Origin of the sequence: Leptotrichia sp. oral taxon 223 (genome assembly GCF_013394795.1) — a bacterium.
Lineage (GTDB): Bacteria > Fusobacteriota > Fusobacteriia > Fusobacteriales > Leptotrichiaceae > Leptotrichia.
In genome coordinates this window covers 687,303-706,429 of sequence record NZ_JABXYU010000001.1, presented here as the reverse complement: position 1 = coordinate 706,429, position 19,127 = coordinate 687,303, and the positions used below count along the sequence as shown (strand labels likewise).

The following is a 19,127-nucleotide window of genomic DNA, read 5'->3' as shown; positions in this document are numbered from 1 at the left end:
TATCTATATGTTTAGTCACTTTTTATTTTTTAAAAATAAGAAGTTTGAAAAACTATAAACCTAAAAATCAAAAATAGAATTGGAGATAATTATGAGAGAAAAAATATTAGTAATTGAAGATGATCCTAAAATTTCAAGATTATTAGAAATTGAATTAAAATTTGAAGGGTTTGATGTGTTTTTTGCATATGACGGTAAAGAAGGATTAAATATGGCTAAATACGGTTCATACGATATTATCCTTCTAGATGTGATGCTTCCAAAAATGAGCGGAATGGAAGTCTGCAAAAGAATACGGGAAACTTCGCAAGTACCTATTATTATGCTTACTGCAAAAGATGAAATTAGCGACAAGGTAGTAGGATTTGACTATGGAGCGGATGACTATATGACAAAACCGTTCTCAAATGAAGAATTGCTTGCAAGAATAAAGGCTCTTCTTAGAAGAACTAAAAAATCTGTTGTTCACAAAGGTGTATTTGAATTTGAAGATTTGACAATCAATTATTCAACTTATGAAGTATTCAGGGATTACGGAAAAAATTTGATTCAATTATCAAAAAGAGAATTTGAACTTCTTGACTTTTTAGTGTTAAATAAAGGGATTGTGTTGTCAAGAGATAAAATTTTAGAAGAAGTTTGGGGATTTGATTATATCGGAAATGACAATATCCTTGATTTGTATATTAAATATTTGAGGGATAAAATTGACAGACCTTATGAAAGAAAATTTATTCAGACTGTAAGAGGAATTGGATTTATTTTTAAATAAGGAGTAAAGGATGAAAAATTTAAAATTAGAAGATCGTATTTCAGCAAATTACGCTCTTCTATTTTTGGTATTAATATTAGTTTCTAATATTATTCTTGTTTATTCACTGCAAAGGCAGTCCAATAAGGTGCGTGAACTTTCAGCCAGTAATAAAATGGATGAAATAAACAGCTTTTTGGATAAAGTTGGGATTTTTTCTGATAAAACAAATGTTCTTACACTTGATTTTAATCCTGAAATTATTGAAGGGAAAAAAGTTATTCACGTAAAGCCATTTAATCCAGGAGAGGATAACTATCTATATGTTCTGGAAATAAAACAAAATAAAGATTCTGTAATTCCAATTAACACGCTTGGAGACACTGACACGGAAGAAGCCTCCATGACTAATGAAAAAATGGTAAACTTGCTTGAAAGCTTTCATTTGGAAGACAATGATTCAGAAGGAAAGATAATAAATATTGAAAAAAATAAATATTTTGTTTTTAAAGTGAGCAGAGAAATTAAAAATTACAAATTTAATATTTATACTTTAAAAAATGTGACGCAGGAAAATCAGATTTATAAAAGGCTGGAATATCTTGTTATTTTGTTTACAATAATTGGTGTTGTTATAACGATTATTGTATCAAAGATAATGAGCAGAAGAATTTTAAAGCCGATTAACAACGTGATAAAAACGGCAAAAAGCATTTCAACAGATGATTTGAGCAAAAGAATAGAAATTCCAAAAGAGGAAGATGAATTACAGAATTTGACGCTTATTATAAATGAAATGCTGGATAGGTTGGAAACTTCATTTGAAAATCAGACAAAATTCGTATCAGACGCTTCGCATGAATTACGTACGCCGCTTGCAATAATAAAAGGTTATGCGGAAATTATACGAAAACGTGGAACTACGGACATTGACATCTTTGTGGAATCAATTGATTCGATAATCAGTGAAACAGACAATATGCGCAACTTAATACAAAAACTTTTATTTTTGGCTAAAGGCGAAATTACCAAAATTAATACAAAGTTTATAGATATTGACGCAAATGAAATGGTTCATCAAATTCATTCTGACACTGTAGTTTCTACTAAAACACATAACTTTCATCTGGAAATGGGAGAAGATTATAAGATTAAAGGGGACGAAACGCTGTTACAGCAAGCAATTAGAGCTTTAATAGAAAATGCTGCAAAATATTCTGAACCGCATACAAATATTTATATTAAGTCATTTATTAAAGATGGCTTTGGAAGAATTTCCATTCGGGATGAAGGTGTCGGAATTTCTGAAGAGGATGCAAAAAGAATATTTGACAGATTTTACAGGGTTGATTTGTCGAGAACGAAGGCAACTGGCGGAACTGGACTTGGACTTGCAATTGTAAAACGAATTGTGGAAATTCACAATGGAAAAATTGAAATTGACTCTAAAATGAATGAAGGGACAGAAATTTCAATTGTACTGCCAATTGGAAATACCGCTGCAACTGCACCGGAAGAAACAGCGAAAACTGCTAAAAAAGATAAATCAGAAAAAAAAGCCGTTTTCAATTTTTTAAAAAAGGAACGGGAAAAAGAAAATAAAAGAAAAAAGAAAAAAATAGGAAGGAAATATAATGGCTAGAAAATATTTTGGAACTGACGGAATGAGAGGGGAAGCCAACAAGGACCTGACAATCGACTTAGTAACACGTCTAGGGCTTGCCCTTGGATATTATTTAAAAAAACATAGAAAAAAAGCCGGAAAGCCAAAAATCATTCTTGGAACTGATACAAGAATTTCGGGTTATATGATTCGTTCAGCGCTTACAGCTGGATTAAATTCTATGGGAGTAAATATTGATTTTGTAGGAGTATTGCCTACTCCAGGAGTTTGTTACTTAACTAGGAAATTAAAGGCTGATGCAGGAATCATGATTTCGGCTTCACATAATCCTGTAAAAGACAACGGAATAAAAATCTTCAGTCAAAATGGCTATAAGTTACCTGATGCAGTTGAGGAGAAACTTGAAGGGCTGATGGAAAAAAAAGATGAACTTTTGAAACATCAAGTTCCAGGAGATGATCTGGGAAGATTTAAATATGTGGAAGATGATATGAGAATTTATTTGGATTATCTAACTTCTACTGTGAAAACTAATTTTTCAAAATTGCGGATTGTAATTGATACAGCAAATGGAGCGGCTTACAGAGTTGCTTCAAAAGTTTTTCAGTCTTTAGGGGCAGATGTTATTGTAATTAATAATATTCCAAATGGGAAAAATATTAATGTAAATTGCGGATCTACACATCCGGAGCTGCTTCAGGAAGTTGTCAAGGTTTATAAGGCTGATTTAGGGCTTGCTTATGATGGAGATGCAGACAGGCTGATTGCTGTTGACAATACTGGAGCAATTATAAATGGAGATCTGATTATTGCGATTATTGCAGAATATATGCAAAAAAGAGGACTTTTAAACGATAATAAAGTGGTTACTACTGTTCTTAGCAATATGGGATTTGAAAAATATCTGGATGAAAAGGGGATTGGATTAATCCGTGCAAATGTTGGAGATAGATATGTTCTTGAGAAAATGAAGGAATATGGACTAAACATTGGTGGAGAGCAGTCTGGGCATATTTTAATGCTTGACTACAACACGACTGGAGATGGGGTCTTATCGTCAATTCAGCTTGTTGCAGCCATTTTGGAAAGTGGAAAAACATTACATGAGCTTGTAGATGGGATTAAGTTATGGCCTCAAGATTCTAAAAATATCTTTGTTGCGAAAGAGAAAAAAGCGGCTTGGGAAACAAATAAGGAATTAATCAGCTTTATTAAGGAAAAAGAGAAAGAAATTGCTGGAAAAGGAAGAATCCTGGTAAGAGCTTCTGGAACAGAGTCTTTAATAAGGGTAATGGTTGAAGCGGAAAGTCAAAAAATTGTGGATAAATATATAAAAGAATTAAGCAAAAAAGTAGAAGAGATTCTCTGCTAATAAAAATTTTTGTTTATATAAGGAACTGTTTTGTAAAGTGATTTTATGAAACAGTTTCTTTTTTTAGGAAAAAATTTTAATTTCTAAAAAACATATGCCTGAACCCTCATTAATATTGAATTATGAATATTAATATATTTTTCATATTATTAAATTTTAATATTTTAAAATGTAATTGTTCAATTTATTCTTTATTTTAGCGGTTATATTATAAAACTTGTTTTTTAAATTAATTTAAATTTAATACTTTAAAATCTAAAAAATGCTTTATTTTAGATAGTTCCAATGTAATTAACAAAAACTAAAATGTACTCTAAAAATTTAAGAATTATTGTGATATAATTTATATTGACAATTTATTTTTTTAATAAATTAAACGATTTAAACAAAGATATAGGGAGATGAATAAATATAATATAGGAGGTGAAAAATGTTAAAAAATATAAGTTATATCAATATAAAAAAATATGTTTTTTAAATATGTTAAAATTAATATAAAATATAATGAAAAATATAAAATTAAAACATTATAATGCCTACATAAAGAGTTTTTTTATTAAAACATCAAATTTTTATATTGAATTATAATTAAAATTTATTTAAAAAGAGGAGAGTTTTATGAACAAAAATATTAAAGACTTTATTTTTTTTACAGATAAAGAAAATATTGATAAATTAAATCATGAAATACGAGGAAATTTTTTATTGCAAAGAGATGAAATTCAAGATGAAAATATTGAAAAAGTTCAGTTTGATAATTTGAAATTTGGGATTTATTTTTCTAAATCGAAAGAAAATAAGGAAAGAATATTAGTTTTAAAGAATAAAAAGAAGATAAAATGTGGACATTTTTTTATAAATGGAATAAAGAAGGAGTTTTATACAGATTTATATTTTCTTATAATGCATAAGGAAGAAAAAGATAGAAATGTAATTTTTGAGGAATTGATTGAAAAAATATTGGAAATTATTAAAATAAAGGATATAAACTTATAGTTTTAAGTAATGCTCAGGAATCAAATAGTTCTGGAGCGTGAGGAATACAGTTATAATTTTGGGATTTCAGTTTTAAAATGCTTTGCTATTAAAATAAATTTTTTTGAAAAATAATTTGATTTTTTGAAAAATAGAGGTATACTTTTAATGTAAAGAAATAAAATGGAGGTATTTATATGAAAGTTTTAGCTATGATTTTGGCTGGTGGAAGAGGTTCAAGACTTGATATTCTATCAGAAAAAAGAGTTAAACCAAGTGTTCCTTTTGCTGGAAAATTCAGAATAATTGATTTTGCGCTTAGTAACTGTTCAAATTCAGGTATCTATGACGTTGCATTATTGACTCAATATTTGCCGCTATCACTAAATGAACACATCGGATCTGGAAAGCCGTGGGATTTTGACAGAAGAGATACTAGCATTACAATGTTGCAGCCGCATGAAAAACTTGGTGGAAATTCCTGGTATCAAGGAACTGCCGACGCAATTAGACAAAATATTGAGTTTATTAAAAATAAAAATCCTAAATATGTACTAATTTTATCTGGAGATCATATTTATAAAATGGATTACAGATGGATGTTAAAAGAACATGAGGAAAATGATGCTGAATTGACAATAGCCGTACAGCCTGTGCCTATTGAAGAAGCAAGCAGATTTGGTATTTTTGAAGTTGACCAGAATAAAAAAATACTAAACTTTGAAGAAAAACCTGCTGAACCAAAAAGTAATTTAGCTTCAATGGGAATTTATATTTTTAATACAGATGTATTATTAGAATACCTTGAAAAATTGGAAAACCACGATTTAGACTTTGGAAACCATGTTATTCCTGCGATGATTCAGGAAGGAAGAAAAGTTTATGTTCATACTTATGGAAGCTACTGGAAAGATGTGGGAACTTATGATTCATACTTGGAAGCAAATTTGGATTTAATCAAGAAATCTGAAGAAGTTGGAATTAACCTGTATGATGAAGGATGGAAAATTTATACAAGAAGTGAAGACTTGGCACCAGTTAGAATAGGAGTTACAGGAAGTGTTCAAAATTCATTAATCTGTAATGGATGTAAAATTGAAGGAAGCGTGGAAAATTCAGTATTAGGGCCAGGAGTTACAGTCAGAAAGGGAGCAACTGTCAGAAACTGTATTATTTTCTCTGGAACTTATGTAGATGAAAATTCTCACTTGGACACAGTTATTGCTGATAAAAAAATATATATCGGTAAAAATTCGTTTATTGGAAACGGAAATGCAAGTATTCCAAATAAAGAACGTCCAGACTTACTGTCTTCAGGAATAACAGTTATCGGTAAGGGTGTAATTATCCCTGATGGTTCAATCATCGGTAAAAATGTAAGAATTTTATCTGGAGTTAAACTTGATGAACATAACAGATTAATTGAAACTGGAGAAACTGTAAAATGGTAGTCTGAATGGCTAAAATTTGGCATAAAAAATTAAAGATTATGTTTTTGAACAATTTTGAATTATTAATTTAGTAAATCTTAAAATTGTCTAAAATTTAAGAAAAAGTTCAAGTTATTAAGGATTAAGCATGTTTTTAGATGGTGCGTACCTTGGTAACTTGAATATTTTACTATAATATTTTAAGAATAGGAGTGATTAATTTGAAAATAGTATATTTGGCATCTGAAGTGGCTCCGTTTTATAAATCTGGCGGACTGGCTGATGTTCTGGGTGCATTGCCTAAAAAAATGCAGGAGTTAGGACATGAAGTTTCTATAATAATGCCTAAATACGATATAATACCATTAAAATATCTTGAAAAATTGGAATGGGTTGCAAGGCTTGAAAGTCACGGAGATATATTTAATTTAGTAAGGTACCCAGATGATAAGATAAATTATTACTTTATTGAAAATAAAGCGTTATACGAAAGGGGACATGTTTACGGAGATTTTGATCAGGATGTTCAATATGCTATGTTTTCAGAATTGGCACTTAGATTTTTGAAGGAAATTAACTTGCAGGCGGACATTTTGCATTGTAACGACTGGCAAACTGGTCCAGTTCCATATTTCTTAAATGTCAGATATAACTATGATCCGTTTTACTGGGATATGAGAACCGTTTATTCGATTCATAATTTGATGTATCAAGGAAAATTCTCTAAATACTCATTTGAAAGAATGGGCTACTACATGGATGACAGACATGACTTGAACTTTATGGAAATTGGAATTGGATATGGAGATGTAGTAAATACAGTGAGTCCGACTTATGCTCAAGAAATAAAATACTCATATTTTGCTGAAGGGCTGGAATGGATTACAAATAGAAAATATATTCACGGTATTTTAAACGGAATAGACGTGGATGAATTTAATCCTGAAACAACAAAGGGAATAGTGCATTTCAATAAAGACTCTTTGGATAAAAAGAAAGAAAATAAATATTTGCTGCAAGAAAAATTGGGACTGCCAAAATCAGATGTTGCCTTAATTTCAATAGTTTCAAGACTTGTGGAAGGAAAAGGGCTGGACTTGGTATCGGCGGCACTTGAAAACTTGCTACAATATGATGCTGTTCAAATAGTGATTTTAGGAAGCGGAGATAGATTCTACGAAGACTACTACAACCATTTGGCATGGAAATATCCTGATAAGTTCAAAGTTTATCTTGGATACAATGGACAGCTTGCAAATGAAATCTATGCAGGAAGTGACATGTTCCTGATGCCGTCAAGATATGAGCCTTGCGGACTTAGCCAAATGATAGCAATGAGATTTGGAACTATTCCAATCGTAAGGGAAACTGGAGGGCTAAAAGATTCTGTACAGCCTTACAACATCTTTACTGATGAAGGAAACGGATTCTCATTCACAAACTTCAATGCAGACGATATGCTTTTCACAATAAAAGTTGCAGAAGGAATTTATTATGACAGGCCTGATATTTGGGAAAAATTAGTAAAAAGAAACATGGAACTTGATTTTTCTTGGGACAGATCAGCAAAAGAATATGAAAAACTTTACGAATTAGCTAAATCTTATTAATGTATTTAAAAAAATAAATTTTGTAAATGAAATGGAGTAAAACTGTAATGGTGAACTCCATTTTTTGGTGAATAAATGTTTTCATAAATTGATAAAACAAGTAAATTATGTTATACTTTTAACTGAAAAACAATCAAAAAAGAATAGATAAAAAATAGGATGATAAATAAAAATAAATTGGAGAACAGGAGAAAGTTATGGATAAGATAGCTTTAATTATGGCGGGAGGAAGCGGGACGAGATTCTGGCCGCTGTCTACGAACGAGAAGCCGAAGCAGTTTTTGGATCTTGTGTCAGAAAAAACTATGATAAAGGAAACAATTGACAGGATAAAAAAACTTGTTCCGATAGAGAGGATTTTTATTTCCACGAATATTAAATATTTTGATATAATAAAAAAGGAATTGCCCGAGATTGCTGACAGGAATATAATTTTTGAGCCGATGGCAAGGGATACGGCGGCCTGTATCGGATATGCGGCCTGTATTATCAGAAAAATTTATAAGAACAGCATTATGGCCGTTTTGCCGTCAGATCATTTAATCAAGAAGGAAAAGGAATTTTTAGACAGCTTGGAGTTTGCATTTTATGAGGCGGAAAAAAATAAGATTGTTACGCTGGGAGTCAAACCGACTTATGCAGAAACTGGGTACGGATATATTGAGTATGTGGATAGAAAAAAATCAAAAGATGATAAAAATAATTGCAAAAATAAAGAAATTAAGGAAATATTCAAGTCGTATAAAGTGAAAAAGTTTAGGGAAAAGCCTAATAAGGAACTGGCTGAAAAATATATTGAGCAGGGAAATTATCTTTGGAATAGCGGAATGTTCCTTTGGAAAACGGAATTTATTTTGCATGAAATAAAAAAACATATGGAAACGCATAAGGCTGTTTTGGAAAAGATTGAAGAAATGCTGGAAAATGTGGATTTGAATGAGTTTTATGGCGAAAAGTTAAGTGATTTTGTAAAAGATGAATTTGAAAAATTTGAAAAAATTTCAATAGATTTTGGAGTGATGGAGTATACTAAATCTGTGAGCGTAATTCCCGTTGACATTGACTGGAACGATGTTGGAAATTTCAAGTCGCTTGAGGATATTTTCCTAAAGGACAGAGACAGCAACGTTGTGCAGGCTGATCACTTTGAGCAGATTGAATCGGAAGGAAATATCGTAATTAATAAGGAAAATGACAAAATTATCGCTACAATCGGGGTAGAGAATATTGTTATTGTAAATACAAAGGATGCCTTGCTTGTCTGTCATAAGGATAAAAGTCAGGAAGTTAAGAAAATATTGAATAAAATTGAGATGAAAAAGAAGTAGCTAAAAATAATATTTGACTATTTTACTTGGATTTTAGTATTATTTAAGACTAATAATTTGATTTAGCCATAATAAAAAAAATATCAATGTAAAAATATTGTTTGAATAAAGGGAGCGGAACTAAAAATGGAAATAGATATTATAAAGGAAACTAAAAATGTATTTGACATTGAAATTGCGGAACTGGAAAAATTAAAAAATAAGCTGGGAGATAATTTTCAAAAGTTAGTTCAAATGATTTTGGAATTGAAAAATAATAATAAAGTTGTTGTGACAGGAATTGGAAAGTCTGGAATAATTGGGAAAAAAATTACAGCGACACTTGCTTCGACTGGTACAACAGCAGTATTTATAAATGCAGCAGAGGCACTTCACGGTGATTTGGGAATGATTAGCGATGGAGATGTTGTAATTGCAATCTCAAACAGCGGAAATTCAGATGAGGTATTAAGCATTTTGGCACCAATAAGGAAAATTGGAGGAAAAATTGTTGCATTTACTGGAAATCCTAATTCTACATTAGGGAAATATGCGGAACTGACGATTAATGTCGGGGTGGAAAAGGAAGCATGTCCGCTGGGGCAAGCTCCGATGAGTTCAACTACAGCAACACTTGTGACAGGAGATGCACTTGCCGTATGCCTTATGAAATTAAAGAATTTTACAGAAAATGACTTTGCCAGATATCATCCAGGAGGAAGTCTTGGGAAACGGCTATTATTACACGTTTCGGATTTAATGCACATTGGAGATGAATTGCCAGTTGTGAAGGAAAATGAAAAAATTGAGAATGTATTAATGGTTCTTACAAAGAAAAAATTAGGAGCTGTATGTATTTCGGATACAGGGCTTGAAAATGGTAAACTGCTTGGAATTATAACAGAAGGGGATATTCGGCGTGCATTGAAGCATAAGGAGAAATTTTTTGATTATGTGGCTTCTGATATTATGATTTCCACGCCAGTAACGATTGAAAAGGATGCGATGGCTCTCGATGCGCTTCATCTGATGGAAAATAGAAAAAGCCAGATTAACGTATTGCCAGTCGTGGAAAATGGGAATGTTGTGGGCTTAATAAGAGTGCACGATTTAATAGGATTAAGATAAGGGGAATTTTTTTGAATGGATAATAAGAATTTATTGAAGGGGACAATGGTTTATTCTCTTATGAATTTGGTTACAAAGATGGGTTCGTTTATATTTTTGCCGATAATAACGAGGTTACTCACACAGGAGGAGTTTGGGATTGTGGGGACACTGGCTCCGATTACTTCATTGTTTACGGTGATTCTGGGGCTGGGGCTTTATAATGCTCAGATGAAGAAATATGTAGATTTGAAGGAAAGTGAAGATGAATTTGGAAGCTATATGTTTTCTTCAACTTTGATTATAATAGTTTTTAATGTACTTACTTATATTTTTTTATTTACACCGGCAGCACAAAAGTTGTTTTCTTATATAGTTGATTTAAGCAAGGTAAGTTACTATCCTTTGATAATTGTCAGCGTCTTAATTGCCACAACGAACGCTTTTAACAATCTTTCGACAACTTTGTTCAGAATGAAGAGAATGTATATGAAAGTTGCAATAGGGAGTGTTGTAAGCCTTTTCACAACTTATATTCTGGCAATTTACTTTATAAAATACTTGAAATGGGGAGTTTTTGGAAACCAGTTTGCAAATTTAATTGCACTGCTTATAGTATTTTTATTTTATTTTAAGGATTATTTTGGGAAATTTAGATTTAAGCTGAATTTTGATTATGTGAAATATTCGCTGCGAAATGGATTGCCACTGATTTTTATTGAACTTACAGATCAAGTTGTAAATTTGAGCGATAGGCTTGTTTTAGCAAAATTTGTTTCTCTTGCGGTAGTTGGGGGATATACGCTTGCATTTACTGGAGGAAGGGTTTTGTCGGTTGTTACAGGTTCTTTTGTAAACAGCTGGACGCCAGAGTTTTATGAGGCGATGAAGGAAGATAAGACAAATCCGAGAATAACACGAAGTGTGGAAAACTTTATTGCAATTATTTCCTTTGCCTGCGTAATTGCACAGTTATTTGCTCCAGAAGGAATAAAGCTGATATTTCCAAAAAGTTATCATCAGGCGATAAATTATATGCCTTTAATTCTAGCTGGAATTGTAATACAGGCATTATTTTGCCTTGATTATTTTTTCCATTTTCACGAAGACAGCATATATATTTTTTATTTTACAATGTTTGCAATGATATTTAATCTAGTCGGAAATATAATTTTTATACCGAAATTTCCAGAAATTGGGCCTATTATTGCAGCGTGGACAACGTTACTTGCCTTTTTATTTAGAGCGATAATGGAAATGATGATTATAAGGGAAAAATACAAGATTTCGTTTAATTATAAAAAATTATTTTTATATTTCATAATTATTGTAAATCCTGTAATATTCTATTTATCAAATGATCAGCTTTCGTGGATGAAATTTGGCTTGAAAATAGTTTATTTGGCGATAGTGACAAAATTGCTTGTAAATCGGGAAGTTTACACCAAAATTGCAAATCTTGTGAATGGAATAAAAAGAAAAATTATAAAACGATAAATTTTAAAGTTTTGGAAAATAAGGGGAAATAAAAAATGAAATTTACGATTTTTACACCGACTTTTAACAGAAAGGAACTGCTTAAAAAATTGTATAAATCACTTCAAAAACAGACTTTCAAGGACTTTGAGTGGCTTATTGTAGATGATGGCTCTGCTGATGGAACTAAAGAGAAAGTAGAAGAATTTTTGAGTGAAAAAAAGCTGGATATAAAGTATTATTTTAAGGAAAATGGGGGTAAACAGCGGGTGTATAATTTTGCAACTGATAAAGCAAATGGAGAGCTTTTTATCTGTCTTGATTCTGATGATGAATATGTTGAAAATGGTCTTGAAACTATTTTGAAATATTGGAAAAAATATGAAAAAAATAACAATATTGCGGGAATGGGGTATTTGTCAACTTATCCAAATGGAGAAATTATTGGCTCAAGTTTTCCAGAAAAAGAGATGGCTTCAACACAGTTTGATATTTACAATAAATACGGAGTTAAGGGCGATAAAGGGCTTATGTTTCGGACTGAAATTATAAAAAAATATAAATTTCCAGTTTTTGATGATGAAAAATTTATTACGGAAGCTGTTGTCTATAACAGAATTTGTGAAAAATATAAGATGGTTTATGTAAATGAGAAAATTGAGATAAAGGAATATCAGGAAGATGGATTGACAGCAAAATACAATAATTTACTGTTGCGAAATCCGAAAGGACAGGCACTTTATCATAACGAAATTAATTCCCAGAATCTGTCTTTTAAGCAGAAAATCCTAAATAATGCTGTTTATTACAAATTTTGCAGGGTAGCAGGCTATAAATTTGGAAAAATATTTAAAGAAAATAAAAATAAATTGTTTTTAATTTTTGCTTTGGGAATTGGGGAATATATGTGGCAAAAAGAAAAAAATAAAAAATAAGATTTTAAGTTCGGAAACGTAGAAATTAGAAATTTAGGAAAGAGAAAAATAAAAAATGAACAAAAAATTAGATGATAAAAAAGTAGTAGTTGGAATGAGTGGCGGCATAGACAGTTCTGTCGCTGCTCTTTTATTGAAACAGCAAGGCTATGAAGTTATAGGAGTTACGTTAAAGCATTTGCCTGATGAACTTTCAGAAAATCCTGGAAAAACGTGTTGTTCCCTTGATGATATAAATGATGCAAGGTACACGTGTTACACATTGGGAATCCCCCATTATGTCCTAAATGTCGTGGAACAATTTAAGAAGGATGTAATGGAATATTTTATAAAGATGTACAATGCTGGAAAAACACCTTCACCTTGTGTAATTTGCGATGAAAAGGTAAAGATAAAAAAACTCGTAGAATTCGCTGATAAAATGGGAATAAAATACATTTCGACAGGGCATTATTCAAAAGTTAGCAAGAATAATATGCTTTTATGGGATAAAAATAACAGAAAAGATCAGACTTATATGCTTTATCGGTTGGATAAAGATGTTGTAGAAAGATTTTTATTTCCACTTTCAGAATATGAAAAATCAGAAGTTCGTGAAATCGCAAGACAAAATGGTATTCACACTCATAATAAGCCCGACAGCCAAGGAATCTGCTTTGCTCCCAACGGATATATTCCATTCTTGAAAAAAGTGCTTGGAAATGATGTAAAAAAGGGAAATTTTGTGGATAAAAATGGTAAAATTATCGGAGAACACATAGGTTATCAGTTTTACACAGTTGGGCAGCGGCGTGGATTGGGGCTTAATTTAGGAAAGCCATTTTTTGTGCTTGAGCTTCGCCCTGAAACAAATGAGGTTGTTGTGGGAGATTTTGATGAATTGCTGATAAAGAAAATAGAAGTGATAAATTATAAATTTCACTATAATTTAAAAGAAATAATCGGAAAAAGATTAACTGCACGTCCAAGATTTTCTTCAAAAGGACTGGCTGGGGAATTGAAACTTTTGAAAAGTGAAGAAAGCAATGAAAATAGGATAATTTTTGAATTTGATGAAAAGACTCACGAAAATTCAGAAGGACAGCACATTGTATTTTATTTGGACAATGAAATTGTTGGTGGCGGCGAAATAAAAATATTTGACAAAGCCCTAAAAATATGATAAACTTAACAAAGTCAAGTGGCGACATGGTCGAGTGGCTTAGGCAGAGGTCTGCAAAACCTTGTACACCGGTTCGAATCCGGTTGTCGCCTCCATTAACTGATTACTGATAATAATTAATTTGATAACTACTTTAATGTGGTTATTTTTTTTATCTTTAAAATTTTAGAAATTATATCATAAATTTTGAGTGGTTTATTGGTTAATAAATGTTTTTTCTTTTTTCTAAAGCAGAGGAAATTAATCGCCATTTCCTCTGCACTCCTGGCTCGTCTAAGCATTTTTTGAAAACAAAAATTAAACTCGCTTTTTAATAAAAGTTATTTTAATCTCTTCAAATAATTACAATTTTAATATTTTGAAAAAGCTCAGACAGTAATTTTTATTTCCAAAAAATCACAACATTTTAATTCAATTATAAAAGTTAATCTAATAAAAAAAAACCTAAATTGGTTTATTGAAACTAAAACATTTATTATAAATTTCCGAGATTTTAATTTTTCAGTAAAAGACAATTTGTTTGAGCTTTTCTATTTCATTTAAATTAATAATAACTTTATGAGATTAAAATAACTTTTGTTAAAAGCGAGTTTTGTCTTTTGCTGTAAAATTGAAATTCGAGAGCGGGGATGCAAGGGCATGGCGTTTGATGCCCTTGCGTTAAAAAAAACTGCTATTAAATAAAATAAGAAAAAACATTTATTAACCAAAAAGGTCTAGAAATATAAAATAAAAAAATTGTAATTGGCTTTCTCTTTTTTTTGTAAAATTTAAAAATTTAAAAATTTAAAAATTAATGTAATTGATCGAAACCTTCTCCAAAGACTTTTGTTGTATCGGTTACTGTTACGAAGGAAGTTGGATCATGGGTTTTCAGGAATTTTCTTAGCTGAATAAACTGTCTTCTTTCAATAATTGTGAGTAAAATGTCCTTTTCAGCTCCAGAATACCCCCCAACTCCTTTAAGTACAGTGCAGCCTCTGTCAAAATCCTTTAAAATGTAGTTTAGCACGATGTCCTTGTTTGAAGTGATAATCATAATCTGCTTACGTGAATTAAATCCTTCAATAAACTTGTCAATGATAAATCCAGTTACATAGACACTTAACAGTCCCACAAGCCCCAGTTCGACTCCAAAGGCGAAAATTGCCAGAAGAGTAACAATTGCATCTACAATGAAACTTGACATTCCGTAGCTAATGTGGCAATATTTTGTAAGGATTCTCGCAATGATTGAAGTGCCGCCAGTCGAAGCTTCGTACAAATAAATAATCGTTACTCCCAAAGCACATAATGCACTTCCAAAAATTGTGGCTAAAATTAAGTCGTGAGTAAGGGCATAATTAGGATAAAATTTTTCAAAATATGAAAGAAAGACGGATAAAAGTACCGTAGCATAAATGCTCTTTACGCCAAATTGCCCGCTGATTACGATAAATGCAAGTGCAAACAGGATAAAATTGCTAACTGCGACAAATAACCCTGTTGAAATGTGAAAAATGCTGTTTACAACAATAGCTAGCCCTGTCACACCGCCGCTTGCTATCTTGTTCTGGAAAAAGAAAAAATGTAATCCAAACGCCAGAATAAAAGTTCCCAGTCCAATTAAAAAATACTCCTTAATCAATGTAAAAATTGTTTTTGTTCTCATAAAATAAAATATCCTTTATAAAAAATTTACGTTAATTACAAGGTAACGTATGCCCTTTGTATAGAATTATACATGATATTACTTTTTTTTTCCTTTAATTATCGGCTAGATTTTGAAGATATTTTTGGCTTTAGAATATGATGTGTTATTTTTGATTATAAATACTGGATTTGGAAGTCCTTAAAAAGTAAAACTATAGAATTTAAAGATTAAATTTTACTAAAAAATATGAAAAAAATTTTTTGTTAAATAATTGAAATTAAAATTAAAGTGTGGTATACTAATCTCGAAATTTTAGAAGAGATTTATAAAATTTCAAAAATGTAATTGTTATAGCCAAATTGCTTTAAAAATGAATAAAGTTTGGGCTATTACTCAAACAGGCTTTATATGTTTCATTTTTAGGAGTTTGAGCATATAATAAAATAAATTGAAGAAAAGAGAGTGGATGTTATGAAATCAGCAAAAAAAATGATTTTAGCAACTTTAGTTGGAGTTTTGGCTCTTAGTTCTATTGGTTTTTCAGCAGCGAGAGCAAAATCTTCAAAAAAAGCATCGAATTTAACAAGAAAATTCAGCTGCAGCAGCAGAAATGTGACAGTACAAAATCTTTCAACAGACAGAGTAAGATTGACAGATGGAAATGGAAAAGTCTACAATCTGAAATTAACAAGATCTGGTAGTGGAGAAGAATACACAGGTGGAGGAGTTTCGATTCATATAAAGGGAAATGATGCAGTATTTACAAAAAATGGAAGCGATGAAAGCTGCTATATGACAGGAAATGGCAACTCAAGCAGCAGCCAAAGTTCTAGCAGTCATTTGCTAAGAAAATACAGCTGTGACGGTTATCAAGATGTAACAGTAGAAAATCTTTCAACAGACAAAGTAAAACTGGCTGACGGTTATGGTGGAATTTATACTTTAAATTCAGTAACTTCTGGAAGTGGGGAAAAATATTCTAATGGAAATGTTTCTATCCACATGAAAGGAAACGACGCTGTCTATACAGAAAATGGAAAAGATAAAAGCTGTAGCCTTCAAAATTCTGGGCATGGTTCAATTAACGAATAAAGCCTGAAAAATTAAAATTAACAATTAAAAACTAATTTAAAAAGCTGTTTATATAATTTTATGAATTATATTAAATGGCTTTTTTCTATATTTTTTAAAAGAAAAGTTGAAAAAAAGCCTATTATATAGTAAAATCTTTATTATAGGAGGAAAGATGAAAGTTGCTGAATTTATTAATGCGAGAACAATAGAAAAAATGCGCCTGCAAATTGCGGAATCCGGTGGAAATGAAGTGTTTTTTCGTGGGATTCCAGATGGGGAAGGGATTGTTGCAGATGTAGAAGTGATAGCACGGGGAAATTCCAGCTCTGTTGCCGCATTATTAAATATGATGAGAAAAAATGAGGTTATAATACACAATCATCCGTCTGGAGTGCTGATTCCGTCTGATGAGGATGTGAGCATTTCCAGCATATATGGGGAAGTTGGAGGGGCTTCGTACATTGTAAATAACGCTGTGGATGATATTTACGTGATTGTGGCTTTAAAGGAATTTATAAAAATTGATGTGGATGAATATTTTGGAGAGAATGGGGCTATTCATAGGAATTTTGGTAAGTTTGAGGTACGGCGGGAACAGTATGAGATGGCTAAGTTTATTGAAAATAGCGTGAATGAGAATAAAAAGCTCATAGTTGAGGCTGGGACTGGGACTGGGAAGACGATTGCCTATTTACTGCCGACATTGCTTTACGCCATTGAAAATAACTTAAAGCTGATTGTTTCGACGAATACTATTAATTTGCAGGAACAGCTTATTAATAAGGATATTCCGCTTTTAAGGAAAATTATTGACGAGGACTTTAATTATCAGATTGTAAAGGGACGAGGAAACTATCTTTGCAAGAGAAAGCTTTACAATATAGATGTTACGGAGAAGGAAACAGATACGGAAGAGGAAAAGACTGAAAAAAATATTATAAGAAATCTTATTGACTGGGATAAAAATGTTACAAGAACAGGTGACAGGAATGAGCTGAAATACGAGATTTCAAACAGTATCTGGGAAAAAGTCAATAGTGAAGTTGATATGTGTAAAGGTGTAAAATGCCCGTATTATTCAAAATGCCACTTTTTTAATGCTAGAAAAAATGTTGCAGATGCGACACTTCTTATTGTAAACCATCATATGTTCTTTGCAGATTTAGCAATTAGGAATCAGACAGGATTTTATACAAATTATTCGATTTTGCCAAATTATGATATTGTTGTTTTTGATGAGGCTCACAATATAGAAGATACGGCTCGAAATTATTTTACTTTTGAAACGTCGAAAATATCATTTGGACGGCTTATGGGGCATATTTATAATAGACGTGTTATGGTAAATTCTAGCAATGCCGGGGCTATTGTCAGACTGATGGCTTATCTGAATGAGAGCCTTTCGAGTGAAGAATATGAGAAAGCCGATGAATTGAAGGAAGATGTTATTGCAGAATTGAACACGTTTTATGACAAGGGAATAGATATTTTTGATAAATTAATTTATCTTTTTTCAGAAAATAATGACAACAGGGAAATCAAGATAAAGATTGATAAGCAGAAAATGCGAAGTAACAAGGCTTTTCGTGAAGTTATGGAAATTAATAGTCAGTTTAAGGAAAGTTATGGAAATTTAGTTATAAGAATCAACAAGTTTTTAAATACTGTGAGCAATTATAATTTAGAAGACAGAGAGGGGTTTTTATTTGAATTTTCGAGATATTATGAGAGATTGAAGCAGTATTATAAGAAATTTGAGTTTATTCTGGAAGGGAAAGAAGAAGGATATGTTTACTGGGCTAATGTTACTACAGTCCGTCCAAATGTGAAATTATATGCGACGCCTTTTGATATTTCGGATGAACTGAATGATAACTTGTTTACGAAAATGGACAGGATGATTTTTACTTCGGCGACACTTGCTGTTGACAATAGGTTTGACTATTATAAAAAAAGCATTGGGCTTATGAAGGAAAATCGCAGGAAAATAGACGAAAGAATTGTAAAATCGCCATTTAATTACGAAAAACAAATGAAAGTTTATATTCCAGAAGATGCGCTTGATCCGACAAATATTGAATTTCTGCGGGATTTGGAAGAATTTATTGAAGGCGTGATAAAAAGTACGAAAGGGCATTGTTTTTTACTATTTACTTCATACAGCGCCTTGAACTTTTTGTACAATCAGTTAAAATCACGATTTTCAGAAAAGGAATATACGCTTATAAAGCAAAATGACTTTCCACGGCACGAAATGATAGAAATATTTAAAAACTCTAAAAATCCGATATTATTTGGGACAGACAGCTTTTGGGAAGGTGTTGATGTGCAGGGAGAACAGCTGAAATCAGTAATTATTACAAAATTGCCGTTTAAAGTGCCGAATGATCCTGTAACGGAGGCAATCATTGAAAATATTAGAAAAAATGGGCAAAATCCGTTTAATGATTATCAGGTTCCACAAGCTGTGATTAAATTTAAGCAGGGAGTTGGCAGGCTTATTAGAAGCAAGACGGACAGCGGAAATATTGTTATCCTTGATAATAGGATAATAAAAAAAATGTATGGAAAGAAATTTTTGACGGCTTTGCCACGAAATAAGGTGGTGGAAAGTAAAAATGATATTTTAAAAAGGATGAAGTAAAAAAAATTTAGAATATGGTAAAAATAA

14 protein-coding genes and 1 tRNA gene are annotated in these 19,127 nt (G+C 31.4%); 14 read left to right on the top strand and 1 reads right to left on the bottom strand.

Features of this window, described 5'->3' with window-relative positions; genetic code table 11:
• Window positions 1–91 precede the first annotated feature (91 nt).
• The 12 genes from HW275_RS03355 to HW275_RS03300 all read left to right on the top strand — a co-directional run bounded on the left by HW275_RS03355 (window position 92) and on the right by HW275_RS03300 (window position 13,844).
• Complete coding sequence (locus HW275_RS03355; protein ID WP_021744742.1) at window positions 92–772, top strand: response regulator transcription factor; 681 nt, start codon at window positions 92–94, stop codon at window positions 770–772.
• A 10-nt stretch (window positions 773–782) separates the two neighbouring features.
• Entirely contained in the window at window positions 783–2,393 is a 1,611-nt protein-coding gene (locus HW275_RS03350) for a HAMP domain-containing sensor histidine kinase (RefSeq protein WP_178935151.1), read from the top strand.
• The gene (gene glmM / locus HW275_RS03345; RefSeq protein ID WP_178935149.1) at window positions 2,386–3,747 is read left to right on the top strand and encodes a phosphoglucosamine mutase; all 1,362 of its coding nucleotides are present in this window, start codon (window positions 2,386–2,388) and stop codon (window positions 3,745–3,747) included. The genes HW275_RS03350 and glmM overlap by 8 nt, the downstream gene beginning before the upstream one ends.
• Window positions 3,748–4,365: 618 nt before the next feature.
• Window positions 4,366–4,743, top strand: coding sequence for a hypothetical protein (locus HW275_RS03340; RefSeq protein WP_178935147.1), 378 nt, complete (start codon window positions 4,366–4,368; stop codon window positions 4,741–4,743).
• A 176-nt stretch (window positions 4,744–4,919) separates the two neighbouring features.
• Window positions 4,920–6,173 (top strand): glucose-1-phosphate adenylyltransferase, encoded by a 1,254-nt coding sequence (locus HW275_RS03335; RefSeq protein ID WP_178935145.1) that lies wholly within the window; start codon window positions 4,920–4,922, stop codon window positions 6,171–6,173.
• 200 nt (window positions 6,174–6,373) lie between these two features.
• Entirely contained in the window at window positions 6,374–7,762 is a 1,389-nt protein-coding gene (locus HW275_RS03330) for a glycogen synthase (protein ID WP_178935143.1), read from the top strand.
• A gap of 197 nt (window positions 7,763–7,959) precedes the next feature.
• On the top strand, window positions 7,960–9,090 hold the full coding sequence (locus HW275_RS03325; protein WP_178935141.1) for a mannose-1-phosphate guanylyltransferase: 1,131 nt from the start codon (window positions 7,960–7,962) through the stop codon (window positions 9,088–9,090).
• 126 nt (window positions 9,091–9,216) lie between these two features.
• Entirely contained in the window at window positions 9,217–10,197 is a 981-nt protein-coding gene (locus HW275_RS03320; protein ID WP_178935139.1) for an SIS domain-containing protein, read from the top strand.
• 15 nt (window positions 10,198–10,212) lie between these two features.
• Entirely contained in the window at window positions 10,213–11,673 is a 1,461-nt protein-coding gene (locus HW275_RS03315) for a lipopolysaccharide biosynthesis protein (protein ID WP_178935137.1), read from the top strand.
• Window positions 11,674–11,708: 35 nt separating this feature from the next.
• A complete protein-coding gene (locus HW275_RS03310) occupies window positions 11,709–12,587 on the top strand; it encodes a glycosyltransferase family 2 protein (RefSeq protein WP_178935136.1) in 879 nt (292 codons plus the stop codon).
• 55 nt (window positions 12,588–12,642) lie between these two features.
• Window positions 12,643–13,749: a tRNA 2-thiouridine(34) synthase MnmA gene (mnmA, locus tag HW275_RS03305; protein ID WP_178935135.1), complete on the top strand. Its 1,107-nt coding sequence runs from the start codon at window positions 12,643–12,645 to the stop codon at window positions 13,747–13,749.
• Window positions 13,750–13,769: 20 nt separating this feature from the next.
• Window positions 13,770–13,844 (top strand) — tRNA-Cys (locus HW275_RS03300).
• A 698-nt stretch (window positions 13,845–14,542) separates the two neighbouring features.
• On the opposite strand, the gene HW275_RS03295 is transcribed toward HW275_RS03300, so the two are convergent.
• Window positions 14,543–15,400 (bottom strand): YitT family protein, encoded by an 858-nt coding sequence (locus tag HW275_RS03295; protein WP_178935134.1) that lies wholly within the window; start codon window positions 15,398–15,400, stop codon window positions 14,543–14,545.
• 453 nt (window positions 15,401–15,853) lie between these two features.
• Here HW275_RS03295 and HW275_RS03290 point away from each other — a divergent pair, with 453 nt between their 5' ends.
• Complete coding sequence (locus HW275_RS03290; RefSeq protein WP_178935133.1) at window positions 15,854–16,474, top strand: MliC family protein; 621 nt, start codon at window positions 15,854–15,856, stop codon at window positions 16,472–16,474.
• Window positions 16,475–16,628: 154 nt separating this feature from the next.
• Complete coding sequence (locus HW275_RS03285; protein WP_178935132.1) at window positions 16,629–19,100, top strand: helicase C-terminal domain-containing protein; 2,472 nt, start codon at window positions 16,629–16,631, stop codon at window positions 19,098–19,100.
• Window positions 19,101–19,127: the final 27 nt, after the last annotated feature.